This window comes from Mesorhizobium sp. M0001 (genome assembly GCF_040324255.1).
Classification (GTDB): Bacteria; Pseudomonadota; Alphaproteobacteria; order Rhizobiales; family Rhizobiaceae; genus Mesorhizobium.
In genome coordinates this window covers 625,483-651,034 of sequence record NZ_JAMYVS010000002.1, presented here as the reverse complement: position 1 = coordinate 651,034, position 25,552 = coordinate 625,483, and the positions used below count along the sequence as shown (strand labels likewise).

At 64.0% G+C, this 25,552-nt stretch carries 25 protein-coding genes; 20 read left to right on the top strand and 5 right to left on the bottom strand.

The features are described 5' to 3' along the window. The first annotated feature begins 4 nt into the window (after positions 1–4). The 20 genes from NKK50_RS08110 (at position 5) to NKK50_RS08015 (ending at position 20,896) form a co-directional block, all read left to right on the top strand. Positions 5–505: a flagellar basal body-associated FliL family protein gene (locus tag NKK50_RS08110; protein ID WP_023686347.1), complete on the top strand. Its 501-nt coding sequence runs from the start codon at positions 5–7 to the stop codon at positions 503–505. Continuing rightward, entirely contained in the window at positions 502–1,233 is a 732-nt protein-coding gene (fliP, locus tag NKK50_RS08105) for a flagellar type III secretion system pore protein FliP (RefSeq protein WP_023686348.1), read from the top strand. Before NKK50_RS08110 ends, fliP begins: the two co-directional genes overlap by 4 nt. A gap of 210 nt (positions 1,234–1,443) precedes the next feature. Then, complete coding sequence (locus tag NKK50_RS08100; protein WP_023683303.1) at positions 1,444–2,328, top strand: flagellin N-terminal helical domain-containing protein; 885 nt, start codon at positions 1,444–1,446, stop codon at positions 2,326–2,328. A gap of 281 nt (positions 2,329–2,609) precedes the next feature. After that, positions 2,610–3,494, top strand: a complete 885-nt coding sequence (locus NKK50_RS08095) for a flagellin N-terminal helical domain-containing protein (protein ID WP_023683302.1) — start codon at positions 2,610–2,612, stop codon at positions 3,492–3,494. 189 nt (positions 3,495–3,683) lie between these two features. Beyond that, the gene (gene fliF / locus NKK50_RS08090) at positions 3,684–5,324 is read left to right on the top strand and encodes a flagellar basal-body MS-ring/collar protein FliF (protein ID WP_023686350.1); all 1,641 of its coding nucleotides are present in this window, start codon (positions 3,684–3,686) and stop codon (positions 5,322–5,324) included. Positions 5,325–5,327: 3 nt separating this feature from the next. Then, the gene (locus tag NKK50_RS08085; protein ID WP_023686351.1) at positions 5,328–5,954 is read left to right on the top strand and encodes a hypothetical protein; all 627 of its coding nucleotides are present in this window, start codon (positions 5,328–5,330) and stop codon (positions 5,952–5,954) included. 31 nt (positions 5,955–5,985) lie between these two features. Continuing rightward, a complete protein-coding gene (locus NKK50_RS08080; protein WP_023686352.1) occupies positions 5,986–7,332 on the top strand; it encodes a MotB family protein in 1,347 nt (448 codons plus the stop codon). Further along, positions 7,329–8,759 carry a MotC family chemotaxis protein gene (locus NKK50_RS08075; RefSeq protein WP_023744229.1) on the top strand — a complete coding sequence of 477 codons (1,431 nt, stop codon included), beginning with the start codon at positions 7,329–7,331 and terminating at the stop codon, positions 8,757–8,759. Before NKK50_RS08080 ends, NKK50_RS08075 begins: the two co-directional genes overlap by 4 nt. Next, positions 8,756–10,141 (top strand): flagellar hook-length control protein FliK, encoded by a 1,386-nt coding sequence (gene fliK / locus NKK50_RS08070; RefSeq protein WP_023686354.1) that lies wholly within the window; start codon positions 8,756–8,758, stop codon positions 10,139–10,141. Before NKK50_RS08075 ends, fliK begins: the two co-directional genes overlap by 4 nt. Continuing rightward, positions 10,074–10,661: a transglycosylase SLT domain-containing protein gene (locus NKK50_RS08065; protein WP_373432824.1), complete on the top strand. Its 588-nt coding sequence runs from the start codon at positions 10,074–10,076 to the stop codon at positions 10,659–10,661. Before fliK ends, NKK50_RS08065 begins: the two co-directional genes overlap by 68 nt. Positions 10,662–10,881: 220 nt before the next feature. Next, positions 10,882–11,550 carry a response regulator transcription factor gene (locus tag NKK50_RS08060; protein WP_023683295.1) on the top strand — a complete coding sequence of 223 codons (669 nt, stop codon included), beginning with the start codon at positions 10,882–10,884 and terminating at the stop codon, positions 11,548–11,550. Between the two features lie 91 nt (positions 11,551–11,641). Further along, positions 11,642–12,895 (top strand): flagellar hook protein FlgE, encoded by a 1,254-nt coding sequence (locus NKK50_RS08055; RefSeq protein ID WP_023691731.1) that lies wholly within the window; start codon positions 11,642–11,644, stop codon positions 12,893–12,895. 176 nt (positions 12,896–13,071) lie between these two features. Continuing rightward, positions 13,072–14,526: a flagellar hook-associated protein FlgK gene (flgK, locus tag NKK50_RS08050; RefSeq protein WP_023735027.1), complete on the top strand. Its 1,455-nt coding sequence runs from the start codon at positions 13,072–13,074 to the stop codon at positions 14,524–14,526. Between the two features lie 3 nt (positions 14,527–14,529). Next, positions 14,530–15,573 (top strand): flagellar hook-associated family protein, encoded by a 1,044-nt coding sequence (locus NKK50_RS08045; protein ID WP_352543252.1) that lies wholly within the window; start codon positions 14,530–14,532, stop codon positions 15,571–15,573. Between the two features lie 30 nt (positions 15,574–15,603). Next, the gene (flaF, locus tag NKK50_RS08040) at positions 15,604–15,951 is read left to right on the top strand and encodes a flagellar biosynthesis regulator FlaF (protein WP_023671893.1); all 348 of its coding nucleotides are present in this window, start codon (positions 15,604–15,606) and stop codon (positions 15,949–15,951) included. After that, the gene (flbT, locus tag NKK50_RS08035) at positions 15,948–16,391 is read left to right on the top strand and encodes a flagellar biosynthesis repressor FlbT (protein WP_023695743.1); all 444 of its coding nucleotides are present in this window, start codon (positions 15,948–15,950) and stop codon (positions 16,389–16,391) included. The genes flaF and flbT overlap by 4 nt, the downstream gene beginning before the upstream one ends. Continuing rightward, positions 16,391–16,798 (top strand): flagellar hook assembly protein FlgD, encoded by a 408-nt coding sequence (gene flgD / locus NKK50_RS08030; RefSeq protein WP_023671895.1) that lies wholly within the window; start codon positions 16,391–16,393, stop codon positions 16,796–16,798. The genes flbT and flgD overlap by 1 nt, the downstream gene beginning before the upstream one ends. A gap of 24 nt (positions 16,799–16,822) precedes the next feature. Further along, positions 16,823–17,089: a flagellar biosynthesis protein FliQ gene (gene fliQ / locus NKK50_RS08025; protein ID WP_023671896.1), complete on the top strand. Its 267-nt coding sequence runs from the start codon at positions 16,823–16,825 to the stop codon at positions 17,087–17,089. A 71-nt stretch (positions 17,090–17,160) separates the two neighbouring features. Further along, the gene (asnB, locus tag NKK50_RS08020) at positions 17,161–19,029 is read left to right on the top strand and encodes an asparagine synthase (glutamine-hydrolyzing) (RefSeq protein WP_352543251.1); all 1,869 of its coding nucleotides are present in this window, start codon (positions 17,161–17,163) and stop codon (positions 19,027–19,029) included. Positions 19,030–19,252: 223 nt separating this feature from the next. Further along, entirely contained in the window at positions 19,253–20,896 is a 1,644-nt protein-coding gene (locus NKK50_RS08015; RefSeq protein ID WP_352543250.1) for an MFS transporter, read from the top strand. A 23-nt stretch (positions 20,897–20,919) separates the two neighbouring features. Here the strand turns inward: NKK50_RS08015 and NKK50_RS08010 are convergent, their stop codons facing one another. Genes NKK50_RS08010 through NKK50_RS07990 form a run of 5 tightly spaced genes read right to left on the bottom strand, consistent with a single transcriptional unit; the run spans position 20,920 to position 25,549 of the window. Beyond that, complete coding sequence (locus NKK50_RS08010) at positions 20,920–21,288, bottom strand: cupin domain-containing protein (RefSeq protein ID WP_081725355.1); 369 nt, start codon at positions 21,286–21,288, stop codon at positions 20,920–20,922. Positions 21,289–21,346: 58 nt separating this feature from the next. After that, on the bottom strand, positions 21,347–22,732 hold the full coding sequence (locus NKK50_RS08005) for an NAD(P)/FAD-dependent oxidoreductase (protein ID WP_023710965.1): 1,386 nt from the start codon (positions 22,730–22,732) through the stop codon (positions 21,347–21,349). 35 nt (positions 22,733–22,767) lie between these two features. After that, positions 22,768–23,883 carry an ABC transporter ATP-binding protein gene (locus tag NKK50_RS08000; protein WP_023735029.1) on the bottom strand — a complete coding sequence of 372 codons (1,116 nt, stop codon included), beginning with the start codon at positions 23,881–23,883 and terminating at the stop codon, positions 22,768–22,770. Further along, positions 23,880–24,677: an ABC transporter permease gene (locus tag NKK50_RS07995; RefSeq protein ID WP_023671902.1), complete on the bottom strand. Its 798-nt coding sequence runs from the start codon at positions 24,675–24,677 to the stop codon at positions 23,880–23,882. Before NKK50_RS07995 ends, NKK50_RS08000 begins: the two co-directional genes overlap by 4 nt. Beyond that, positions 24,677–25,549 carry an ABC transporter permease gene (locus tag NKK50_RS07990; protein ID WP_023671903.1) on the bottom strand — a complete coding sequence of 291 codons (873 nt, stop codon included), beginning with the start codon at positions 25,547–25,549 and terminating at the stop codon, positions 24,677–24,679. Before NKK50_RS07990 ends, NKK50_RS07995 begins: the two co-directional genes overlap by 1 nt. Positions 25,550–25,552: the final 3 nt, after the last annotated feature.

The following is a 25,552-nucleotide window of genomic DNA, read 5'->3' as shown; positions in this document are numbered from 1 at the left end:
CGCCGTGGCAAATGTCGAACAGGTTCAGCAAAAAAAGGGCCCGTCGCTTGTCATCCAGCTTGCGATGCTGCTGGCGATGACGGGCGCCGCGATCGGCATGGGCTGGATGTCCGGCGGCTATCTGAAGGGCGTCGGGGGACCGGTGCCGGTGCCCGCCGCGCCCGAGAACCAGTCCAACGCCGAGCAACCGAGCAAGGCGGCCGAACATGCGCCCGGCACCGGGCCGACGCTTGTCCAGCTGGCGCCGATCACCACCAATCTGGCTTCGCCTGCCGACACCTGGATAAGGCTGGAAGCGTCGGTGGTCTACGATGCGCCGCAGCCGCCGGAACTTACCGAAAGCATTCACCAGGACCTGCTTGCCATGGTCCGCACCCTGAAGATGCATCAGATCGAAGGCGCCAGCGGCTACCAGCATTTGAAAGCCGACCTCGAGGAGCGCGCCGCAATCCGCAGCGGTGGCCATGCCAAACAGGTTCTGATCAGGACATTGCTGCTCGAATGAGAAAACTCGTCCTCGCCGCCGCGATCGTCGTCGCCGCCACCTCTGTCGCCGCCGCCCAGCAGCTCGATCTCGGCGGCATCGGCAAGGCCGACGGCGCCACCGTCGGCTATATCATCCAGATGTTCGGTCTGATCACCGTGCTGTCGGTGGCGCCGGGCCTGTTGATCATGGTGACGAGCTTCACCCGCTTCGTCATCGCCTTCTCGATCCTGCGCGCCGGCATCGGCCTGCAGTCGACGCCGGCCAATCTGATCCTGATCTCGCTGTCGCTGTTCATGACCTTCTACGTCATGGCGCCCACCTTCGACCAGGCCTGGAACACCGGCGTCAAGCCGCTGATGGACAACCAGATCAGCCAGACCGAGGCGTTCGAAAAGATTTCGGACCCGTTCCGCACCTTCATGCTGCACAATGTCCGCGACAAGGACTTCGACCTGTTCGCCGATCTCGCCCGCGAACGCGGCCAGGTCGTTGCCAGGGACACCGTCGACCTGCGCATCCTGGTGCCGGCCTTCATGATCTCCGAAATCCGCCGCGGCTTCGAGATCGGCTTCCTGATCGTGCTGCCGTTCCTCGTCATCGACCTGATCGTCGCCACCATCACCATGGCCATGGGCATGATGATGCTGCCGCCGACCGTCGTTTCGCTGCCCTTCAAGATCCTGTTCTTCGTCCTCATCGACGGCTGGAACCTGCTTGTCGGCAGCCTGGTGCGCTCCTTCACCTGACCGTCCGCGCGCCGTTGGCGCCTTGCTAAAGTTTTATGCAATATATTTCCGGTTAACCGTCCCGTTTAGCCCTTTGGTAGGGACTTGCCCGCATATTGCTCGCAGATGGCGGGTGATCGGGTCTCACGATCATTGGCATGATGCCGCTCCGTCATACCGGAAAAGCCGGTATGTCAAAAACACCCTGTAAAAATCAAGGTACGAGTAGCCATGTCCAGTATCATGACGAACGCCTCGGCGCTGACCGCGCTGCAGAGCCTGAACAACACCAACAAATCCCTCGAGCAGACGCAGGCCCGCATCTCGACCGGCTACCGCGTTGCCACCGCTTCCGACAACGCCGCTTACTGGTCGATCGCGACCTCGATGAAGTCCGACAACAAGGCCAACTCGGCCGTGCAGGACGCCCTCGGCCTCGGCGCCGGCAAGGTTGACACCGCCTACACCGCCATCAACGACGTCAAGGACCAGGTCGACCTGATCAAGACCAAGCTGGTCACTGCCCGTAGCGCCTCGAAGGAAGACCAGCAGAAGATCGCGACCGAAATCAACGCCATCCAGGCGCAGATCAAGTCCTCGGTCGCCAACGCCAACTTCGCCGGCTCGAACCTGCTGCAGAACGACGCTGCCGCTGCGTCCGACCTGAAGATCGTTGCGGCTTACAACCGTACCGGCGCGACCGTCACCATCGACACCATCGACGTCAAGGCAGCCGATACGCAGGTTCTCGATGTCGCCGGCACGGGCGGCATCGTCGGCGGCCTGCTCGCCGCTGCCTTCTTCGACCCGAGCACCACGGCGGTTACCCCCGCCGCCATCGACACCGCGCTCGGCACTGTTGAAACCGCGCTTGCCAAGCTGTCCACCGGCGCTGCCTCGCTCGGCGCCGCCAAGTCGCGCATTGACACCCAGAAGAGCTTCCTGTCGAACCTGTCGGACTCGATCGACAAGGGCGTCGGCGCGCTGGTCGACGCCGACATGAACAAGGAATCGACGCGGCTGCAGGCCCTGCAGGTCCAGCAGCAGCTCGGCATCCAGGCGCTGTCGATCGCCAACGGCAACTCGCAGTCGATCCTGTCGCTCTTCCGCGGCTGATCTCTCGACATTACGACTGACACCATCCGTCGGGCCGCGCCAACAGCGCGGCCCGATTTCTTTTGCGGCTGTTGATTGTCTTGCTGAATGGCTGCCGATTTTTGCTCTTGGCCAGCGCCCTGAATGGCTTGGTTTAACAGGCCGTTAACCATATCCCGGTAGTCATGGTTAACCATTCCATGGCGGGCAGACCATACGGTCGATGGGCTTATGCCTACCCCCTTGATGAAGTTGATCCGGCGTGTTCGGGACACGCCAGTGTTTGAAAAGGGGTAAATATCTTGGCTAGCATCATGACGAACGCTTCGGCTCTGACCGCGCTGCAGAGCCTGAACAACACCAACAAGCAGCTTGAAACCACCCAGTCACGCATTTCGACCGGCTACCGCGTCGCCACCGCCAGCGACAACGCCGCCTACTGGTCGATCGCCACCACGATGAAGTCCGACAACAAGGCGCTTTCGGCCGTTCAGGACGCGCTTGGCCTCGGCGCCGGCAAGGTCGATACCGCCTACACCGCCATCACCGACATCAAGGACCAGGTCGACCTGATCAAGGCCAAGCTGGTCACTGCACGCAGCGCCAGCAAGGACGACCAGCAGAAGATCGCGACCGAAATCAAGGCCATCCAGGACCAGATCAAGTCGTCGGTCACCAACGCCTCCTATGCCGGCTCGAACCTGCTGCAGAACGACGCTGCTGCGACCTCCGACCTGAAGATCGTCGCGTCCTATAACCGCACCGGCACGACCGTCGCCATCGACACCATCGACGTCAAGGCGGCCGACACGCAGGTTCTCGATCTTCCTGGCACTGGCGGCATCGTCGGCGCTCTGCTGGCGACGACCTTCTTCGATCCCAGCACCACCCAGGTCCTCCCGGCGGCCATCGACACCGCACTCGGCGCCGTTGAAACGGCGCTTGCCAAGCTGTCCACGGGTGCCGCCTATCTCGGCGCCGCCAAGTCGCGCATCGACACCCAGAAGAGCTTCCTGTCGAACCTCTCGGACTCCATCGACAAGGGCGTCGGCGCGCTGGTCGACGCCGACATGAACAAGGAATCCACGCGGCTGCAGGCCCTCCAGGTCCAGCAGCAGCTCGGCATCCAGTCGCTGTCGATCGCCAACGGCAACTCGCAGTCGATCCTGGCGCTGTTCAAGCAGTAAGCCTGACCCGGCTTTCTCTTCCTTGAATAGGCCGCGCCAACAGCGCGGCCCTTTCCTGTATGGGTGTGTTTTGACGCATGTCGTTGACCCGGAACCGCTGCACACTTCCGGGCGACATGCTCTATCATCTTCGCACAAGCTTCGCGGTCTAGTGTTCCCACGGAATATCATGCTGGGAGCGCTTGAATCGTGCCGCAACAGATCCAGAGCATCATCTCGAATCTCAGGGCATTTGGCGTCAGGCGCCTTGCCATGCTGGCCGGCATTGCCGCATTGGTGATGGCCGTCATCGGCATCGGCTCGGTCTATCTCAACCGCCCGGCCTATGAGACGCTCTATGTCGGGCTCGATCGCTCCGACGTGAACCAGATCGGCCTGGTGCTCGGCGAAGCCGGCATCGGCTTCGACGTCGGCTCCGACGGCACCTCCGTGCTGGTGCCGGCCGGCACCACCGCGCAGGCGCGCATGCTGCTCGCCGAAAAGGGCCTGCCGACCAGCGCCAATGCCGGCTACGAACTGTTCGACAATGTCGGTTCTCTTGGCCTGACCTCCTTCATGCAGCAGATCACCCGCGTGCGCGCGCTGGAAGGCGAGATCGCCCGCACCATCCAGTCGATATCCGGCATCAAGGCCGCCCGCGTTCACATCGTCATGTCCGAGCGCGCCAATTTCCGCCGCGACGAACAGCAACCCTCCGCCTCGGTGGTCATCCGCTATTCCGGCATCGACGCCGAAAAGAGCGCCATGTCGATCCGCCATCTCGTCGCCGCCGCCGTGCCGGGCCTGTCGGCCGACAAGGTTACCGTGCTCGATTCCAACGGCAACCTTCTCGCCGCCGGCGACGATCCCTCCAACACAAGTGCTGCCCGCACGCTCGGCGTCGAGCAGACCGTCGAGGCGCAGATCGGCGACAACATCCGCCGCGCGCTGACGCCTTATCTCGGCCCCGACAATTTCCGCGCCAGCGTCAAGGCCGATGTCAACACCGACACCCGCCAGACCGAAGAGACGATCTTCGATCCGGAGTCACGCGTGGAGCGTTCCGTGCAGTCGGTGCGCGCCAACGAAAACAGCAATCAGAGGCAGGCCTCGACCCCGGCCACCGTCGAGCAGAACCTGCCCGAGACCCAGGCGACCAGCACCGATGGTCCGCAGACGTCATCGGAGAATGATCGCAAGGAGGAGATCACCAATTACGAGATCAACTCCAAGAAGATCGCCACAGTCTCGAACGGCTATTCCGTCACCAAGATGTCGATCGCCGTCGTCGTCAATCAGCAGCGGCTGATGACCATCCTCGGCAAGGACGCAACGCCCGAGCAGATCGCCAAGCGCGTTGCCGACATCCAGAAGATGGTGGCTTCGGCCACTGGCTTCGACGACAAGCGCGGCGACATCATCGATGTCTCGGCCGTCGAGTTCATCGACGGGCTCGACGGCGAGGCGGTCGAACAGCCGGGCATAATGGCGTCGATCGGAACCCATGCCGGTACGATGATCAACGCCGGCGCTTTCATCGTCGTGGTGTTCCTGGTCGCCTTCTTCGGCCTGAGGCCGATGGCCACCGCGCTGAGCGCGCGGCCGACGCCGGCACTTGCCGGTCCGAGCTTCGACGACGTCCAGCGTTCACTGCCGACACCCGAAGCCGCCAGCGCCGAACAGGCGCCGGCTGCCTTGCCCGGCAGCCGCCCAGGCCCGACTCCACTCGACGATCTTCGTCAGAAGATCAGGCCGGCGCCGCAGGAGCGGCTTGCCCGCATGGTCGACATCAATGAGGAGCGCACCGCGCAGATCCTGCGCAAATGGGCGGCCCAGGAAGCAGCGGTATAGACCATGGCCTCGGCAGCGCTTTTCGACCTTTTGCCGGATTTCGGCGCACGCAGCCAGCGTGCCGGCCAGCCCTCGCTCGCCGCCATGGCCGAGCCAAGGCCGGAGACGTCGGCGCCGCAGGCCGACATCGGCGCGCTGATCGCCGAAGCGGTCATCGATGCCGAAGCCGCCCTTGAAGCCCGCCTTGCCATCGCCCACCAGGCAGCGCTCGAGGCGCAGAGACAGGCCAACGCCGATGAAGCAAAGGCCTTTCTAGAAAGTTTCGGCGGCGATCTCGGCGCGGTCGTCACTGCCCGCATCGAGATCATGGAGGCCAAGGTCAGCGACCTCGTCGGCGCCACCATTGCGCGCATCATTGGCGGCCTTGTCAGCGACGATCTGCAGAAGCGTTCGCTGGAAACCCTTGCCGGCACGATCCGCGAAGCCGTCGGCGACAGCGAGGCGGTGCGCATCGCCGTGCGCGGACCGCTGTCATTGTTCGAGACGCTGAAGGCTTCGCTCGGCCCACGCGCGGCCAATCTCGATTTCGTCGAGGCGCCCGGCTTCGACCTTACCGTCGCCATTGACGAGGCGGTGTTCGAAACCCGCATTGCCGAATGGTCGGCCGCCTTGTCGGAGGCCCTGTCATGAGCGAGGGCCCTCTTACGAACGAGTGGACGTCATGAGCGTTGTCGAGGCCGCAGACGCCAGGCATGAGATCATCATCGTGCGGCGCAACCACGACGACCACGACGACGCCCACCATGGCGGCGTCTGGAAGATCGCCTTTGCCGATTTCATGACTGCCATGATGTGCTTCTTCCTCGTCATGTGGCTGATCAACGCCGCCAACGAGCAGACCAAGGCAGCCGTCGCCAGCTACTTCAATCCGGTCAAGCTGGTCGATCGCAACGCCAGCCGCAAGGGCCTCGAAGACCTCGGCGATGGCCCGAGCAAGGTCGGGCTGACGGCGGACGACCCGCGGGACAAGACCAGCAAGGCCGGACAGGACGGCGTCGGCGGCGCCGGTACTTCCGACAAGAAGCAATCGAAGGAATCGGCGCCAAAGACGGATCTTTCCGACGAGCATCTGTTTGCCGATCCCTATGCGGTGCTGTCGGAAATCGCCACCGACACCGGCGTCATGCAAAATGTCAGCGAGAAGGGCGATGGCGGCGCGCAGGCGTCCGGCCCGGCTACCGGCGCATCCGGCGGCCAATCCTACCGCGACCCGTTCGCGCCGGATTTCTGGTCGCAGCAGGTGGCTGCACCAGGCGCCGAAGCCACCGCCGAACGCACCAAGATCGAAGGCGATCCCCTGAAGCCGGGTGACAAGGCGGCACAGACGCAAGTGGCGGAGGTGAAGGCCGTGCCGGCCGCGCCGCCAGTGGCCGCGGCGCCGCTCGAGCCGCTGGCGAAATCCGTTTCCGATAAGCCGCTGACCAAGGCTGAAGCCAAAGCAGAGGCCAAGGCTGAAGCAGCGAAGGCCGAAATTGCAAAGGCCGAAGCCGCCGAAGCACAACCCGCACCCAAACCCGAAGCCGCGGAAAAAGCGCCGACGGCCGCCACTGTTAGAGCCGCGGCGCAGGTCAAGCAGGAACTGGCCGAGGCCTTCAAGCCAGGCGACAAATTGCATAATGGCGTCTCCGTCGAAGCCACCGACAAGGGTGTCGTCATTTCGATCACGGACCAGTTCGATTTCGGCATGTTCGAGATCGGATCGGCGGTGCCTAGGCGTGAACTGGTGCTGGCGATGGAAAAGATCGGCCGCATCGTCAACGAGCAGAAAGGCACGATCAGCATCAACGGCCACACCGACGCGCGGCCGTTCCGCAGCGACACTTACGACAATTGGCGGCTGTCCACGGCGCGCGCCCATTCCGCCTATTACATGCTGGTGCGCGGCGGCGTCGACGAGCGCCGCATCACCGAGGTCGCCGGCTTCGCCGATCGCGAGCCGAAAATTGCAGCCGACCCGATGGCGGCCGCGAACCGCCGCATCGAAATCCTGATGGCGACCGACGGATGAGGCGCGCCGCCATCATCGGCCGCGCGGTCGGGCTGCTGCTGCTGAGCGCTGTCCATCCGCCATCGGCCTTCGCCGAGGACGGCTTGCAGCCCTATCAGCTGGTGCGCTCGCTGCAGCTTGTGCAGGACCGCATCGCCGCCGGCGATCACGCCGCGCTGCCGATGCAGGCCAAGCTGCTCGAAATGGCCGACACAAGGCTGCGCGCGGCGGACGCAGATGATTTCAGCGACCCGAAGAATTTTCGCGCCTTGCTGGTCTATGGCATGAGTGGCGGCAACCCCGTCACCGTCGAGGCGGCGGTGTCGCGCGCCAAGACCGACCCGCAAAGCCTGACCATCGCCAAGGGCATTGTCGATTATCTGAACGGCCGGCAGGCGGCTGCGATCGAGGCGCTGAAGCCGATCGATCCGATGACCCTGCCCCCCGATGTCGGTGCCTTTCTGGCGCTGGTCAAGGGCTCGCTTCTCGCCACCGAGCAACCGGTCAGCGCGCTTGCGCTGCTCGACGATGCTCGCCTGCTCAGCCCCGGCACGCTGGTCGAGGAAGCAGCACTGCGCCGCTCGGTCGGCATCGCCGCCGCGCAAGGCGACGGTGCGCGTTTCGCGCTTGCCTCAACCCAATACGTCGAAGACTACCTCTATTCGCCCTATGCCAGCCAGTTCGCCGACGCCTTCGTCTCCGGCGTCATCACGCTGCACATGGCGATCAGCCAGGACAAGCTCGCCGACATCACCGCAATGATGGATCCAGAACGCGAGAAGGTGATCTATCTGCGCATCGCCCGCCGCGCCGCGATCGACGGCTTTGCCGATCTCTCCGCCTTTGCCTCGGCCAGGGCTGAACGGGGCCGCGACGGCATCCACAATCAGGACGATCCGCGCGCCCAGCTCTATTCCAGCCTGTCCACGGTAACGTCCGGCACCATCGGCGAGGTCCGCGCCAAGCTGGACAAGATCGATCGCAACCAGCTTTCGCAAAGCGACCGCGACCTGCTCGATGCCGCGCAGGCCGTGGCGGGTGAAGTCATCGCCCCGCCGGCGCCGCTGCCTGCCGAAAAGCCCGCACCTGCCGCGGCCAGGCAGGAGCCGGTCAAGACCGCGGCCGTGGAAAGACCCGACGAGCCAGAGCTGCCGCCGGTCGAAGGCGCGATGCCGGAACAGCCAGCCGCCACAACGTCGAGTGAACAGCCCGCAACCGACCAACCGAAGGCGGCAAGTGAGCCGGCCGCGCAGGCACCGAGCACGCCCGAGCCAAAGGCGGCGGAAACGCCTGCAGTCGCCTCGGCCAGCGATGCGGCTCCGGTCGTGCCGGCATCGGTGCCGGCCCCCGCCGCAGTAGAGCCTACCGATCCCACCGACGCCGCCATGGCGAGGACGCGTCACCAGCTCGATTTGATCGACCAGATGCTTGGAGCAGCCCCGAAATGACCACCAATGTTGGCCAGGCCCTGCCGGCTCCCGCGCACGCCGGATCGAAGCAGTCGGCCTCAAACGCCAAGGGCGGCGACAAAAGCTTCGGCGACATGGTGCGCGGCGACGACGATGCGCCGACACCGATAGGCCAGGGAGCAATTGAGGCCGCGTCGCACGAGCTGCATTGGGCCAAACGCAGCCCTGCCGGTCCCGGCAAAAGCGAAATCCCACACACCCAGTCTGGCAAAACGGGGACGAAATCCGCTGCCGGCAAGGCCGCAAAAGAACATGCCGATAGTGGCCCGGACAAACCATCCAAGGACGCTGAGGTGGCCGGACGAGACGCGGATGCAGGATCGCTGCAGGATCATTTGCCACTGGTGCTGGCGCTGCACGATATCAGGCATTTCTCAACGGTCCGGACAAGCGGGAACGGCATCGCGACGAATGGACAGACTGGGCAACCGGCGCCCGCTGGCGAGGCCACTTCTGCACAGACGTCGCCTCTGAAGAGACACCGCGCAGCGTCCGGCATTGACAACAGACTCGACACGACGACGCGATCGGAACGGGCCAAGCCCGGTACCAGCGTTTCCGCACAGGATCAGGGGCAAAAGCTGCCCGCGATCGGGCTCCAGTCCGGCAAACTGCCGCACCAGGATGGTCCGACGCCTCCTCTACCGGCGGGCCAGACGGCAAGCGACGTTTCGGCACCCGAGGCAAAACGGTCCGCGCCGTCGGCGAAGTCCGTCGATGGAGCCCATTCCGCGGCATCGTCCACACAGGGAAAACAGCCGCCATTCGCTGCGCGCGTCGACATTGTCGCCGAACAGAGCTTCCCCGCGCCGGCGCATAGTCCGATAAACCAAACGACTTCGGCGCTTATCGACGCGCTGGCTTCGGATAACGGCCTGCGGCAAGCGGTTTCGACGCCGTCGACGACCGCCCAGACGGCCGGTTCTGTTGCCGTTCCGACACATATATTGAAGATCGAGCTTCACCCGGCAGAGCTCGGCATGGTCACCGCCAGTCTCAGGCTTTCCGGAGAACAACTTTCGATAGAATTGAAGCCCGAAACCCATGAGGCTTACCGCCGTCTCGCCACCGACAGCGACGCCATCGTGAAGTCGTTGCGCGGGCTCGGCTTCGATGTCGACAAGGTGACCATCCTGCAACCCTCGATAGCGATCCACGCAGCGGCCCGCAGCGATGCAGCGAACTCGCATCCAATGCCGCAAGGCCGCGACCAGTCCGCTTTTCAGCCCGGAAACTCGAGCGGCAACAATACGGGTTCGGGCGGCCACCAGTCGGGAAGAAACCGCAATGACGATGCCCAGGAATTCGGCCGCGCTGGCGCGCCTGCTCGCGAGCGTGCTGGCGACGATATGTTTATCTAGCCTCGCCACCAAGCCGGCCACCGCCGCCACCAACCCTTGCGAGCCCGAGATTTTGCGTGCCGCCGATCGCTATGGCGTGCCGGCCGGCATCCTCTATGCGGTCGGACTGACCGAGACCGGCAAGAAGGGAAGCCTGCAGCCTAATGCGTTGAATATAGAGGGGAAAGCGGTATTTCCAAGGAACCGCACCGAGGCCCTGGCCGCCTTCGAAGCAGCCCGGCGCGAGGGCAAGACACTCATCGATCTCGGCTGCATGCAGATCAACCATCATTATCACGCCGCGCATTTCCGCAGCGTCGACGACATGCTGGACCCGCGCCAGAATGTCGACTATGCCGCGCGCTTCCTGGCCAGCCTGCATGCGCGTCATGTCAGCTGGTCGATGGCCGTCGCCCGCTACCACGCCGGCCCCGACAATGACCCCGCGCAGAAATTCTATGTCTGCCGCGTCATCGCCAATATGGTCGCCACGGGCTTCGGCAAATGGACCCCGAACGCCCGCAACTTCTGCAACCATTAGGTGAATCATCTCTTGCGAACGGCTGCAAATCCACGCCCGGCGGGTGACGTGCCACGTCACCCGTTCGGCAACCAACGATACAACCTCCTGATTGCGGTTATTTCGAAACTCGAAATAACTCCCAAGAAAATAGCTACAAGAAATGATGGTTGTTCAGGATTCCCGGCACCGGTTACGGCTCTTCCCACGGGGCAGATGATCTGATTCGGAGGCGGGGCCGATGATTGTAATCGTTGACGAGCGTGAGCTCGTAACTGAAGGCTATAATTCACTTTTCGATCGTGAGGGCGTCGCCTGTGCAGGCTTCGCGTCCGGTGAATTCGGCGAGTGGGTGACATCGGCCGCCGACACGGATTTGCGATCGGTCCGAGCCTTCCTCATCGGCGACTGCCGCGAAGGCGCCATCTCGCCACGCCAGATCCGCGACCGCACCGGCGCTCCGGTTATCGCGCTCAGCGAACAGCACTCGCTTGAAAATACGCTGCGGCTGTTCGAGAGCGGTGTCGACGACGTCATCCGCAAGCCGGTCCATATCCGGGAGATCCTGGCCCGCATCACCGCCATCCGCCGCCGCGCCCATGAGGACGTCAGCTATACCGAGATCGGCGCCATGCGCATCTTCATGGACGGCCGCGATCCCGAGATCGATGGCCAGCCGTTGCCTCTGCCGCGCCGCGAACGCCGCATCCTCGAATATCTGGCGAGCAACCGCGGACGCCGCGTCACCAAGACCCAGGTCTTCAACGCCATCTACGGCATCTTCGACGAAGAGGTCGAGGAGAACGTCGTCGAGAGCCACATCTCCAAATTGCGCAAGAAGCTGCGCGAAAAGCTCGGCCAGGACCCGATAGATTCCAAGCGCTTCCTTGGCTACCGGCTGGTGTTCTGATGGCGGTCTGCGCCAGCCTCGCGCAAGACAGAAATTATATCCTCGCGACCACAGATGGGCCCAACGATGTTGGGCATTGAGGAGACGTTCGATGAGCCTTTACGGAATGATGCGGACCGGCGTTTCCGGCATGAACGCGCAGGCCAACCGCCTTTCGGCCACAGCCGACAACATCGCCAATTCCGACACCACCGGCTACAAGCGATCCTCGGCCGAGTTTTCGACGCTGATCATGCCGCAGGTCGGCGGCGCCTATAATTCCGGCGGCGTCAACACCACCATCCGCTCGGCCATCAGCGCCCAGGGCGTGCTGCAGTACACGACCTCGGTTTCCGACCTTGCGGTCAACGGCAACGGTTTCTTCGTCGTCCAGGACCCCAGCGGAACGCCTTTCCTCACCCGCGCCGGCGCATTCGTTCCCGACGCTCAGGGCAGACTGGTCAACGCCGCCGGCTACCAGCTGATGGCCTACAGCTACGCCAACGGCACACCGGCTGCCACCGCCAACGGTTTCGAAGGGCTGGTGCCGGTCCAGATCTCCGACCAGGAAATGACCGCGACGCCCAGCACCGCGGGCAACTTCAACGCCAATCTGCCGGCCGGCGCCACGCCGCCCGCCGGTCCGCTGCCGTCCACCAACAGCCCGACGGCGGAATACACGTCGAAATCCTCGATGGTCACCTACGACAATCTCGGCAACAAGAAGCTGCTCGACCTCTATTTCACCAACACCGGGACCGGCACCTGGTCGGTCTCTGTGTTCGACCAGTCCCAGGCGACGCCGGGCACATCCTTTCCCTATACGGGCGGCGCGCTGGCCACGGCCAACCTGACCTTCGACACCACCACCGGCAAACTCACCGGCGCCGTCGATTCGATTACCATCCCCGTACCGGGCGGTGCGTCGCTCGACCTCGATTTGTCCAAGCTGACTCAGCTCGGCACCGGCTTCACGGTCTCCGAAGCCAAGGTCAACGGCAACGCGCCCAGCACGATCGAAAAGATCCAGATCGGCGAGGACGGAGTCATTTACGCCCAGTATCAGGACGGCTCGACCAAGCCGCTGTTCAAGATCCCACTGGCCGACGTCCAGAGCGCCGACAACCTCACCGCACTGCCTGGCAATGTCTATGCGCAGTCCACCGACTCCGGCACCGTGCGCATCGGCTTCGCCAATGAAGGCAAGCTCGGCAGCATCATCTCCGGCGCGTTGGAAAATTCCAACGTCGATATCGCCGAGGAATTGACCAACATGATCGCGGCGCAGCGCAGCTACACCGCTAACTCGAAAGTGTTCCAGACCGGTTCCGACCTCATGGATGTCCTTGTCAACCTGAAGAGATAAACGACGGGCGCCAGGGGAATGAACCCAAACCAGAGCAGCGCGGTGCGCGGATTTCGAATTCAAGGCCACACCGGCAAACCGGCCGGGGTGGTCTGGAATTGCAGGTTTCCGAACGCCGACGCCGCCGACAGGGCAGAGACGTCATCCCCTCCCCACTGGCCTCGTGAAAGACCCGCATGTCGCTGACTTCCGCATTGACCATAGCCCAACAGTCGCTTCAGACCACATCGAAGCAGACCAGCGTCCTTTCCCGCAATATTGCCGACGCCAGCAACCCCGACTATGCCCGCCGCACGGCGGTCGTCGTCAGCAGCGCGCCCGGCGCCCGCTCGGTCGAGATCCAGCGCGCCACCAACGCCCTGCTGTTTCGCCAGAACCTTAGCGCGCAATCGGCATGGAGCGGCCAGAGCACGCTTTACAGCGGAATTGACCGCCTCGCCGTTGCCGTCAACGGCGTCGACAACGCCTCCTCTGCCTCGACCGCGATCGGCAAGCTGCAGAACGCGCTGCAGCTTTACGCCGCTACGCCATCCAACCAGAACCTCGGCTCCAGCGTCATCGACGCGGCCCAGCAGGTGGTGCGCGCTCTGAACGACGGCACCAACGCGATCCAGGATTTCCGCACCCAGGCCGATGGCGAGATATCAACGGCGGTTAACGATCTCAACTCGCTGCTTAGTCAGTTCCAGGACGCCAACAAGGCGGTCATCTCCGCAACCCGTTCGGGTACCGACGCATCCGACGCGCTCGACCAGCGCGACGCTTTGCTGAAGAAGATCGCGGACTATGTGCCGGTGTCGACCTTCACGCGTGGCGACAACGACATGGTCATCACCACCAAGGATGGCACGACACTGTTCGAGACCATTCCGCGCTCGGTAAGTTTCACCCCGTCGGCGGGCTACACGGCCGGCACACCAGGCAACACCATCTACATCGACAATGTGCCGGTCAGCGCCGGGGCTGGCGGCAACACCAGCGCCGACGGCAAGCTCGCCGGGCTCATCACCTTGCGCGACGGCGTCGCGGCGACGATGCAGAGCCAGCTCGACGAAGTGGCGCGCGGCCTCATCACCGCCTTTGCCGAAACAGCACCTTCGCAGCCCGACCGAACCGGCCTGTTCACCTGGTCGGGTGCGCCCGCCATTCCGGCCGCCGGCACGCTGATCGACGGGCTTGCCGGCTCGATCAAGGTCAACGCCGCAATGGACCCGAGCGTCGGCGGCAATCCGGTGCTGCTGCGCGACGGCGGCGCCAATGGTGCGGCCTATATCGCCAACACCGCCGGCGACGCCTCCTATTCGCAGCTCTTGATCGGCTATGGCGACAAGCTCGACAAGCCGATGCCTTTCGACGCTGCGGCCGGCATCACCGTGACGTCCAGCGTCTCCGACTACGCCGCCAATGCCATTGGCTGGTTCGAAGGCCAGCGCCAGCAGGCCTCGAGCAATGCAGACGCCAAGGAAGCGCTGGCATCGCGCACCGCCGAGGCGCTGTCCAACGACACCGGCGTCAATGTCGACCAGGAGATGTCGCTGCTGCTCGACCTCGAACACACCTATCAGGCCTCGGCGCGCATGATGAAAACCGTCGACGACATGCTGTCGGCCCTGCTCGATGCCGTGGGATAAGCCATGAAAGCCACATCCGTCTCCTCAGCCGCTCTCTCCAACGCCGCGCGCTATCAGCAGATGCGCATGCAGGGCGAACTGGTCAAAGCCACCAAGGAATCGACGACCGGCACCGTCGCCGATGTCGGTCTGGCGCTCGGCGCGCGCACCTCGCAGGCGGTCACCTTCTCGCGCGACCTCGACCGGTTGAACGTCATCATCGATTCCAATTCGCTGGTCACCGCTCGGCTGTCCTCGACGCAGGCTGCGCTTGGCCAGCTTTCCGACACTGCGCAGAATTTGCTGACCGCACTGACCGCCGCCGGCAATTCCTCGAGCACCATCACGCAGCAAGCCGGCAAGGCCGCCGTGCAGCAGATGACCTCTATCCTCAATGCCAGCGTCAACGGCGAATATCTGTTTGCCGGCACCAACACCGACGTCAAGCCGATCGACGATTTCACCGCCGCCGGCTCGCCGGCCAAGGCGGCGTTCGACGCTTCCTTCTCGTCGTATTTCGGCTTCACGCAGACCGATCCGCTCGCCGCCAACATCACCGCCGCCCAGATGGACGGCTTCATCACCAGCAATGTCGTGCCGCAGTTCATGGGCGCCGGCTGGCAGGCCAACTGGTCGAACGCCACCGACCAGCAGATCGTCAGCCGCATTTCGCTGGGCGAAACCACCCAGACCTCGGCCAGCGCCGATGAAGACAGCATCCGCAAGCTCGCCATGGCTTCCGCCCTGGTCACCGGCCTGCTCTCCGGCAACATCAGCCAGGCGGCGAAGACCACCGTCGTCGGTCGCGCCCAGGCGATGGTCGGCGAGGCGCTGGGCGGACTCGGCCAGTTGCAGGCCGAGACCGGCCTTGCCGAGAAGCGTGTTTCCGACGCGAGCGACCGCATGAAGACGCAGGTCGACCTGTTCGAGCGCCATATCCTCGATCTGGAGGGCGTCGATCCGGCCGAGGCCGCCACCCGCGTCGCGGATCTGACGCAGCATATCGAGACGTCCTTCGCGCTGACGGCGCGCCTGCAGCAGATGAGCCTGCTGAACTACCTGACCTGACAATCTCAACCGCAACGGTAGAGCCAAACGATGTACCAATTCTCCTACGCCGACATCCAGACCGACTCCGTTGCCGATGCGAAAGATCGCGAGCGGCAGCTTTTGACCCGCTCGATCGAAATGCTGGCGGCGGCGGCGGCGGTCGGCCACACCTCGATGGAGGCGGTCGAAGCGCTGCACTTCACCAACCGGGTCTGGACCACCTTCGTCGAGGATCTCGGTTCCAGCGACAATGTCCTGCCCAAGGAACTGCGCGCCAACCTCATCTCCATCGGCCTGTGGCTGCTGCGCGAGGCCGAGGACATCCGCCAGGGCCGCACCGACAATTTCGAAGGGCTGATCGAAGTGTCCCAGATCATCCGGGACGGCATTCAATGACCAACACGCTGAAGATATCGCTGAAGCCGAACGAGAAGATCTACATCAACGGCGCCGTCATCCGCGTCGACCGCAAGGTCACCGTCGAGCTAATGAACGACGTACAGTTCCTGCTCGAGAACCATGTCATCCAGGCCGACGATGCCTCGACGCCGCTCAAGCAGCTCTATTTCATCCTGCAGGTGATGCTGATGAACCCGGCCGGCGCCATCGAGGCGCGCGCCATGTTCCGCCGCTCGCTGCCCTTGCTTTTGGCAAGCTTCGAGGATGAGCAGATCAGTGGCGCGCTGAAGCAGATCGACCGCATGGTCGGCGAAGACCATATCTATGAAGCGCTGAAGGCTATCCGCGCGCTTTATCCGCTCGAACGCCGCGCACTTGGCGGCAATGACGATGTTCTGGGTGCGAAGCGCCCGCTGGCCGTGGGAGCACAATACTGATGAATGTGGACATGACGACGACGATCCCCACGGGCGCCAACCAGGGCACCCAGCAGACGTCGAAGACAGCGGTCGACTACCAGTCGTTCCTGAAGCTGTTGATCGCCGAGATGAAGAACCAGGATCCGACGAAACCGATGGATTCGACACAGTATGTCGCCCAGCTCGCCACCTTCTCGCAGGTAGAGCAATCGGTGCAGACCAACACCAAGCTCGACCAGATCATGCAGTCCTCGGCGCTGTCGCAGGCCGATGCCTTGATCGGCCGCTCGATCACCTCGGCCGACGGCAAGACGACCGGCGTCGTGGCCTCGGTCAAGCTTGCAAGCAACGGCGTGATCGCCGTGCTGCAGAACGGCACCGAAGTGCCGGTCGGCGCGGGCGTTTCGATAAAGCCGGCCAGCTAGACAGTTCCATAGAGGCGCGCTCACATGAACGAGGCCGACGCCCTAGACATCGTCCAGTACGCGGTATGGACGGTGCTTGTTGCTTCCGCGCCGGTGGTGCTGGTCGCCATGGTGGTCGGCATCGGCATTGCCCTGATCCAGGCCCTGACCCAGATCCAGGAAATCACCCTGACCTTCGTGCCCAAGATCGTCGCCATCATGCTGGTCGTGGCGCTGACCGGTCCGTTCATCGGCAGCCAGATCTCGGCCTTCACCAACGTCATCTTCGAGCGCATTGAAAACGGGTTCTAGGCAGCGCTTGCAGGCGGCTGTGTTCCGGCTAGATTGCAGGCCATGACTCAGGCAGAACTCACCGGCAGGCCATGTGCGGAATAGCCGGCGTCTGGCGCAAACGAAACCCGATCGACGCCAACGACCTGTCGGATGTCGCCAGCATGATGCAGGCGCTGGTACATCGCGGCCCCGACGATCATGACAGCTGGCACAACAATCGGCTGGCCCTCGGTCACCGCCGACTTACCATCATCGATCCCTCGCCCGCCGCCCGTGAGCCGATGCTGACTTCTTCCGGCGATGGCGTTCTCGTCTACAATGGCGAGGTCTACAATTACCGCTCGTTGCGCGAAACGCTGCAGGCGCAAGGCGTCGTCTTTCGAACCATCTGCGATGCCGAAGTGGTTCTCGAAGCCTTGCATCACTGGGGTCCCGAAAAAGCCGTGCCGCTGTTCGACGGGATGTTTTCCTTCGCCTATTTCGACGCTCGCAGCAGTGCGCTGTGGCTTGCGCGTGACCGTCTTGGAATCAAGCCGATGTCGGTGGCCGACACGCCGGAGCGAATCCTGTTCGCCTCGGAGGACAAGGCGATCCTCGCCTGCGACGGTTTTCCGCGCGACATCGACAGCCGCGAGATCACCTTGCGGCTTGCCTGGCAGAGCCGCGATTCCAGCTACAGCCTGTTCGACCGCATCGAGCGCCTGCCGCCCGCCGGCCTGTGGAAGATCACCGATGGCGTTATCGAGAGGCGCCGCTTCTGGCATGTGCTGGACGTGCTGGAGACCGCGCGCATTACCGGCGATGCATCCGCTGATGCTGAACACATGGCGACGCTCGAGGCGTTGCTCAAGGACAGCGTCGGACTTCACTGCATCGCCGATACCAGCGTTGCCACCGCCTGCAGCAGCGGTGTCGATTCCGGCCTGATAACGGCGCTGGCAAAGCGGTTCAGGCCGGAAGTCCACGGTTATGTCGTCGACCCGCAGCTCGGCAACAGCGAGGCCGAAGACGCCGAACGCACCGGCCGCCATGTCGGCGTGCCCTTGCGCCGGGTGCAGGTCGACAGGAACCGGTTTTTCGAACTTTGGCCAAGGGTAATCTGGCATCTTGAAAGCGATGGCTGGCACGCCAGCCATGTCGCACTGCTGGCGCTTGCCGAACGATGCCGGGCCGATGGCGTCAAGGTGCTGCTCACCGGCGAAGGCGCAGACGAATTGTTTGGCGGCTACCCCTTGCAGGCCTTGAGCATGAAGAAGTGGCGTTCCTGGTCGTGGCCCCGGCGCCTGGTCCATTCGAAGCGCTCGCTCGACCGGAGATTCGAGCAACAGCGTCATGCCCCCTACAAGGTCTCGGCTGGAAGCCACTCACAAATGGATCGCAGCATGGTCCTGCGTGCTTTGTCGCCGGAGCTGAATTTTCTGCAAACCGAGATCTTCGACCGCCTGGAGCCGGTTATGCCGCCCGCGGATCGCGCCTTTCTCGGTAGTTGCCTCTACGACCTCTATTCGCATCTGCAGGACATCCTGCACCGGCACGACCGGCTGAGCATGGCGGCGTCCGTGGAACTGCGGGTCCCGTTCCTGGAAAACCGCCTGATCGACTTCGCCATCCATTTGCCGAGGCGGCAGAAATACCGCGACAAAACAGGAAAATGGCTTTTGCGAAAGGTCGCTGAAAAGCATATTCCGCGCCAGAACGTCCAGGCGCGCAAGATCGGCTTCGAGATGTCGTCGCAATTTTCGGCCGGCACGGAGACTTTGCTACGCGGCGGTTTCCTGCGCGATGCCTTGAAATGGCCCGCCGCGAATTTGGAGGACATGGTCCAGTTGGCGCGGCGCGAGCAACCGTCCAGGCTGCGGCTTGTCGGCATGGAGCTTTTCCTGCGCCTTCACGCCGGCGGCGAGACGACAGGCACGCTGACCGAAGCCTTGCATACCGCTGCCCGGGACAGAAGCTGACTTCGCGCGCGGCCGACAGCCCCGCGCAGTGGACCAATGAGAACATCGCTCTGGGTAGCGGACCATTCCCGGCTGACGTATTTTCGCCTTGCTATCCTGTTGTTGGACCATGATCTTTTTCGAAGACGCGTTCGCCCTTTTGGATGTCGTGCTCTATTTCAAACGGATGCCATGATTGTCGTCCCCGCGGACGAAACCAGCACGTTAAGGTGGGACAGGTCTGATGATCGATGACGAGCCGGACAGCGAACGCGTTTCGGCGCTGGCGCCGTTCCGGCACGGCATCTTCCGCGCCGTCTGGTCGGCCAGCCTGGTGTCGAATTTCGGTGGCCTGATCCAGGGCGTCGGCGCCGCCTGGATGATGACCACCATCGCCACGTCGCCCTATCAGGTGGCGCTGGTCCAGGCCTCGGCCACTCTGCCGATCATGCTGTTTGCACTCGTCGCCGGCGCCATCGCCGACAGCTTCAACCGGCGCAAGGTGATGCTGATCGCCCAAATCTTCATGCTGGTCGTCTCTGCACTTCTAACGCTGTTCACCTGGAACGGCTGGATGACGCCGTGGACGCTGCTTGCCTTCACCTTCCTAATCGACAGCGGCACGGCGCTCAACAACCCGTCCTGGCAGGCATCGGTCGGCGACATGGTGCCGCGCAACAAGCTGCCGGCCGCGGTTGCACTCAATTCACTGGGCTTCAACCTGACACGCAGCGTCGGCCCGGCGATCGGCGGCATCATCGTTGCCGCCGCTGGTGCGGCTGCTGCGTTCGCCGCCAATGCGCTGAGCTATATAGGTCTCATCATCGTGCTCTTCCGCTGGAAGCCGGAGCTGCCGGTCTCGACGCTACCGCGCGAGTCGCTGGGCGCCGCCATGGGCGCCGGCCTGCGCTATGTCGCCATGTCGCCCAACATCGGCAAGGTGCTGGTCAGGGGCTCCGCCTTCGGCTTCAGCGCCGGCGCGGTTTTGGCGCTGCTGCCGCTGGTGGCGCGCGACGTCGTCAAGGGCGATGCCTTGACCTACGGCATCATGCTCGGCGCCTTCGGCATCGGCGCCGTCGGCGGCGCGCTGATAAGCGTGCGTCTCAGACAATTGCTGTCCAGCGAGACGATGGTGCGGATGGCCTTCGCCGGCTTTGCCGTCTGCGCCTTCAATGCCGCCATCAGCCTCAATGCCTGGCAGACTGCGGCGGGTTTGCTCATCGGCGGCGCCTGCTGGGTGATCGCGCTGTCGCATTTCAACGTCACGGTGCAGATGTCGACGCCGCGCTGGGTCGTCGGCCGGGTGCTGTCGGTCTACCAGACGGCGACCTTCGGCGGCATTGCGCTGGGCAGCTGGATCTGGGGCGTCGTTGCCGATGCGCATGGCGCCGAAACCGCGCTGATTGCGGCGGCCATCGCGATGCTTGTTGGCGGCGCCATCGGCCTGTTCCTGCCGCTGCCGCAGCAGACGACTCTCAACCTCGACCCGCTCAACCGCTTCAAGGAGCCGCATCTCGGCCTCGACCTGAAGCCGCGCAGCGGCCCCATCGCCATCATGATAGAGTACATTATCCGCGACGAAGATGTACCCGAATTCCTCGCCACCATGGCCGAGCGCGGGCGCATCCGCCGCCGCGACGGCGCCCGCAACTGGACGCTGGCTCGGGACCTAGAAAATCCCGCAGTCTGGATCGAACACTACCACACGCCGACCTGGCTGGAATACATCCGCCACAACCGGCGCGCCACCCATGCCGACGCCGTCGTCGGCGAGCGGGTGCGGGCGCTGCACAGCGGCGACGAACCGCCGCGCGTGCGCCGCCTGATCGAGCGCCCGACGACCGCCGGCACCGCGCTGGTCTCGCCGAAGGGGCCGATCGATCACTGAGCTCGCCATAGCCGTAGCGCCGGTCAGCCGGCGCTCTGGATCATGTAGAGCTTGCGCGTGGTCTCGCGTATCAGCCACTCGCCCTTCCAGCCCTGCGGCAGGACGAGGAGATCGCCCGGACCGAGTTCCCGCACCTCGCCATCGATGCGGCTCAGTTCCACGCGCCCCGAAATGATGTGGCAGATCTCCGACGAGTCCGAACGATCGGCGGTGAAGCGGCCGGGCGTGCATTCCCAGATGCCGACATCGACAGTCCCGTCAGGCGATTGAAAGAACGAGCGCACGGCCTCGACCTGATCGCCTTCAATCGAGCTTGGCTTAGGAGAGAACGCGCCGATCTCGGCCTTGGCGAGATCGTGGAAGGTCGAAAGATCGATCAAGTCTAGCTCCATGGATAAGAGCAATTCCAGGAAAGGGGTCTGCCCCGGAATTGCGTGAGAACAAATGGCTTTAGTGGCCGGTGATGCTGTCGGCCAACGCGGCCAGCTTCGAGGTGCGCGCAAGCCCTGCCGCCTCGCGGCCATCGGCAATGCGATAAAGCTGGTACATCGAATGCACGCCCAGCCAGCGGAAGGGCTCCGGTTCCCATGGCCTGACCTTGCGGTTGACCCAGGGCAGCTTCGTCAGCTCGGTGTTTGCCCCGAGAACAAGGTCAGCCAGCGTGCGCCCCGAAAGGTTGGAGCTGGACACGCCGAGGCCGACATAGCCGCCGGCCCAGCCGATGCGGGTCGCGGGATCGAGGCCGACCGTGGTGCACCAGTCGCGCGGCACGCCGAGCACGCCGCACCAGGCGTGATCGATGCGGCATCCCTTGGTCTGCGGCAAGAGCGTCGTCAGGATCGTGTGCAGCTGGTCGATCGTGGCCTGCTGCGTCTGGCCGTTGACGTCGGTGCGCGAGCCGTAGCGATAAGGCACGCCGCGTCCGCCCATCGTGATGCGTCCCTCACGCGTGCGCTGGGCATAGCAATAGGCATGCGCCGCATTGCCGAGCAGTTCGTGCCCTTCCCAACCGATGTCGCGCCACAGGTCGGGCGGCAGCGGCTCAGTCACGATCTGCGCGCTGTTGAGCGCCAGCCAGGTCCGCTCCTCGCCGGGGATGCCTGATGTAAAACCCTCGGTCGCGCGGATGATCGTCTCCGCCTGCACCGTACCGCGGTCTGTCGTCACGCTGCCCTTGGCGATGCTTGTCACCGTCGTCTTCTCATAGATCGGCACGCCCAGCCGCTCGACGGCATCGGCAAGCCCACGCACCAGCTTGGCCGGCTGCACCCGCGCCTGGCCATGGACGACGAAGCCGCCCATGACGTTACGGATGTTGATGCGCGTGCGCGTTGAGGCGGCGTCCAGCATCTCGACGCGGTTCGGGTCGACATCCCAGGAACGGATCGTCTCGCATTCTTCGCGCACGCGCTCCAACTGCGCTGCGTTGGTGGCCACCGTCAGATTGTCGACGCGGCGAATGTCGGCGTCGATGCCTTCCTCGGTCGCGACCCGGATCACTTCATCAACGCAGCCTGCCATCGCCGCCTGCATCGCCATCACGCCTTGGCGGCTCGATGTCTTGAGATATTTTTCGCGCGACCAGCTGAAGCCGCCCGACAGCCAGCCGCCATTGCGCCCCGAAGCGCCGAAGCCGGCAATTTCGCGCTCGACGATCACGACGCGCAGCGATGGCTTCGCCTTTTTCAGATAGTAGGCGGTCCACAGGCCGGTATAGCCGGCGCCGACAATGGCGACATCGGCCTCGATGTTTCCAGGCAAGGGCGGGCGCGGAACGGGAACCGCCCCCAGATCCGCATACCAGAACGATATGTCGCCGTTGCGCTTGGCTTGCATGGAATGACTTTCAGATGGGATCAGGCCAGATGGGATCAGGTGAGTGTGGTCTCGGCGCTTGCGTCGTCCGCCAGCAGCTTGGCGTCGCTGCCGTCGAAGCAGAGCTCGACCTTGTCGCCGAGGCCAAAACTCTCGCCGGTCACCGGTGAGCGCACGATCGCGGCCGAGCCGTCGGCGAGCTTAACTTCGTATTTCGATTCCGAGCCGAGATAGATGGCTTCCGCGATCGTCCCCGACAGGCGGTTGGCGCCATTGGCAGCACTTTGGCCGGCTCTTTGGATCGCGAGCTTTTCGGGACGCAGCAGCATCACCGGACTGGCTTCTCCCGACAGCTTACGCGGTACCGTCACCGTCTCGCCGGCGATGCTCAGCGCGGTGCTGTTGCCATCGCTGCGCGCCTTGCCGCGCAGCACGGTGGAATCGCCGATGAAGCGGCCGACGAACAGCGTTGCCGGCTCGTCATAGAGCTGACGGCCGGTGCCGACCTGCTCGATGCGCCCGCGGTTGAACACGGCGATGCGGTCGGACAGCACCAGCGCCTCTTCCTGATCATGCGTGACATAGACGAAGGTGGTGCCGAGCTCGCGGTGGATGCGCTTGATCTCGAGCTGCAGCCATTCGCGCAGCTTCTTGTCGAGCGCGCCGAGCGGCTCGTCCATCAAGAGCAGCGGCGGGTCGAAGACGATGGCGCGTGCCAACGCCACGCGCTGCTGCTGGCCTCCCGACAATTCGCTGGGATAGCGATGCGCAAAATCGCCCATCTTGACCATGTCGAGCGCCCTTGCCACGCGTGTCTGCCGCGTCGCCTGGTCGACGCCGCGCAGCGTCAGCGGATAGGCGACGTTGCGGCCGACGCTCATATGCGGGAACAGCGCGTAGTGCTGGAAGACGACGCCGATGTTGCGCTTGTGCGCCGGCACGCCGACGACGCTCTTTTCCCCAACCAAAAGCTTGCCGCTGGTGACGTCGGTAAAACCGGCGATCACGTTGAGCGTCGTCGTCTTGCCCGAACCACTGGGGCCAAGCAGCGTCATGAACTCGCCGGGCTCGATGCGCAGCGACACGCCGTCCAGCGCCTTGAAGCCGCCATAGGCCTTGCTGATCGCTTCGAGATCGATCGAGGCGCCCTTGCTTGTCGGCTTCGGATTCATTGGCGTCCTTTCCGCTCGCGGCCAAGAAGGAGCATGCCGCCGGCGATCAGGATCGTGGTCGCGAAAAGCAGGATCGTGCCGACGGCCGCCACCGTCGGGTCGGCATCGCGCGTAATCGAGGCGAAGATCTGCACCGGCAATGTCTTGAGATAGGGGTTCGTGATGAACAGCGACACGACAATCTCGTCGAACGAGGTGGCGAAGGCGAACAGCAGGCCCGAGAGCACGCCCGGCGCGATCAGCGGCAGCGTCACCGTGCGAAACGTGGTCAGTGCGCCGGCGCCCAGGCTGGCTGCGGCTGTCTCCAGCCGGCGGTCGAACACTTCGAGACTGGCCGAGACCGCGATCAGCACGAAGGGCAGCGCAAGGATGGTGTGGGCCAGCACGAAGCCGAGCAGCGTCCCGACGAGCTGCGTGTCGAGATAGACGGCATAGATGCCGATCGCCAGCACCACGCCCGGCACCACCATCGGCGTCAGCATCAGCATACGCAAAAGGTTCGCCGGCCGCGCCTTCATGCGGTCGAGGCCGAAGGTGGCAAGCGTGCCGAGCACCGTCGCCAGCACCGCCACGATCGAGGCGACCTTCAGCGAATTCAGGAAGCTGTTCGACCAGTCCGGATTGGTGGCGAAATTCTGGTACCACTGCCAGGAAAAGCCTTGCGGCGGAAACGCCAGCGATTTGTTTTCGTTGAACGACATCGGCACCACGACCAGCGTCGGCGCCACCAGCCATATCGCCACCAGCAGGCAGACGAGCCCGAGAAGAACGCGGGTGAGCGGCTTCATCTCCATCAGCGCCGCCCCGCTTCCCGATGCCTGGACCGCATCACAGGTGCTGCCAGCGCCAGCAGCACGAAGGTGGTGACCAGCAGAACGACGCCCATGGCGCCGCCCCTGCCCCATTGCAGCAGGCTCAGCACCTGCGTCTGCACCAGCGTCGACAGCATGGTCGAGCGCGGGCCGCCGAGCAAAGCCGGCGTGATGTAGAAGCCGAGCGACAGGATGAAGACGATGACCGCGCCGGCATAGACGCCGGGCAGCGACAGCGGCAGATAGACGGTGAAGAACGCGCGCGACGGCCGCGCACCGAGGCTTTGCGCCGCACGCATCAGCCTGAGGTCGATGCCTTGCATCACGGAATAGAGCGGCAGGATCATGAACGGCAACAGCACCTGCGCCATGCCGATGACCACGCCGGTCTGGGTGCGGATCAGCTTGACCGCGCCGAACCCGACCGAGCGCAGCAACGAATTGATGACGCCCGAATCCTGCAGCAGGATCACCCATGACAGCGTTCGCACCACACCACTCACCCAGAACGGGATCAGCACGCAAAGCACAAGCACCAGCCGGACGCGCGGCCCGACCGCGGTCATCAGATAGGCATAGGGATAGGCCGCGATGACGCAGACCAGCGTCACCCAGGCCGAAATGACGAAAGTCCGCTGCAGCACTGTCAGGTTGACCGGCGCGCCGAAGAACCAGGCATAGTTCTGCAGCCCCCACTCAGGTTCCGACAGGCTGCGCAGCACGATGGTGAGCAGCGGATACCCGATCACCGCGACGAGCAGGATGAGCGCCGGCGCCGTGAGCGCGAACGGCCGCCATGCCCGACCCGACCGCGCATGGGCGGCGGGTTGGGCGATGGGTTCGGACGCGCTCACGGC

Coding starts and splice junctions, on each gene's coding strand:
- fliP (WP_023686348.1), top strand. CDS start 502: ATGAGAAAACTCGTCCTCGCCGCCGCGATCGTCGTCGCCGCCACCTCT.
- NKK50_RS08100 (WP_023683303.1), top strand. CDS start 1,444: ATGTCCAGTATCATGACGAACGCCTCGGCGCTGACCGCGCTGCAGAGC.
- NKK50_RS08085 (WP_023686351.1), top strand. CDS start 5,328: ATGGCCTCGGCAGCGCTTTTCGACCTTTTGCCGGATTTCGGCGCACGC.
- NKK50_RS08080 (WP_023686352.1), top strand. CDS start 5,986: ATGAGCGTTGTCGAGGCCGCAGACGCCAGGCATGAGATCATCATCGTG.
- NKK50_RS08075 (WP_023744229.1), top strand. CDS start 7,329: ATGAGGCGCGCCGCCATCATCGGCCGCGCGGTCGGGCTGCTGCTGCTG.
- fliK (WP_023686354.1), top strand. CDS start 8,756: ATGACCACCAATGTTGGCCAGGCCCTGCCGGCTCCCGCGCACGCCGGA.
- NKK50_RS08065 (WP_373432824.1), top strand. CDS start 10,074: ATGCCCAGGAATTCGGCCGCGCTGGCGCGCCTGCTCGCGAGCGTGCTG.
- NKK50_RS08060 (WP_023683295.1), top strand. CDS start 10,882: ATGATTGTAATCGTTGACGAGCGTGAGCTCGTAACTGAAGGCTATAAT.
- NKK50_RS08055 (WP_023691731.1), top strand. CDS start 11,642: ATGAGCCTTTACGGAATGATGCGGACCGGCGTTTCCGGCATGAACGCG.
- flgK (WP_023735027.1), top strand. CDS start 13,072: ATGTCGCTGACTTCCGCATTGACCATAGCCCAACAGTCGCTTCAGACC.
- NKK50_RS08045 (WP_352543252.1), top strand. CDS start 14,530: ATGAAAGCCACATCCGTCTCCTCAGCCGCTCTCTCCAACGCCGCGCGC.
- flaF (WP_023671893.1), top strand. CDS start 15,604: ATGTACCAATTCTCCTACGCCGACATCCAGACCGACTCCGTTGCCGAT.
- flbT (WP_023695743.1), top strand. CDS start 15,948: ATGACCAACACGCTGAAGATATCGCTGAAGCCGAACGAGAAGATCTAC.
- flgD (WP_023671895.1), top strand. CDS start 16,391: ATGAATGTGGACATGACGACGACGATCCCCACGGGCGCCAACCAGGGC.
- fliQ (WP_023671896.1), top strand. CDS start 16,823: ATGAACGAGGCCGACGCCCTAGACATCGTCCAGTACGCGGTATGGACG.
- asnB (WP_352543251.1), top strand. CDS start 17,161: ATGTGCGGAATAGCCGGCGTCTGGCGCAAACGAAACCCGATCGACGCC.
- NKK50_RS08015 (WP_352543250.1), top strand. CDS start 19,253: ATGATCGATGACGAGCCGGACAGCGAACGCGTTTCGGCGCTGGCGCCG.
- NKK50_RS08010 (WP_081725355.1), bottom strand. CDS start 21,288: ATGGAGCTAGACTTGATCGATCTTTCGACCTTCCACGATCTCGCCAAG.
- NKK50_RS08005 (WP_023710965.1), bottom strand. CDS start 22,732: ATGCAAGCCAAGCGCAACGGCGACATATCGTTCTGGTATGCGGATCTG.
- NKK50_RS08000 (WP_023735029.1), bottom strand. CDS start 23,883: ATGAATCCGAAGCCGACAAGCAAGGGCGCCTCGATCGATCTCGAAGCG.
- NKK50_RS07995 (WP_023671902.1), bottom strand. CDS start 24,677: ATGGAGATGAAGCCGCTCACCCGCGTTCTTCTCGGGCTCGTCTGCCTG.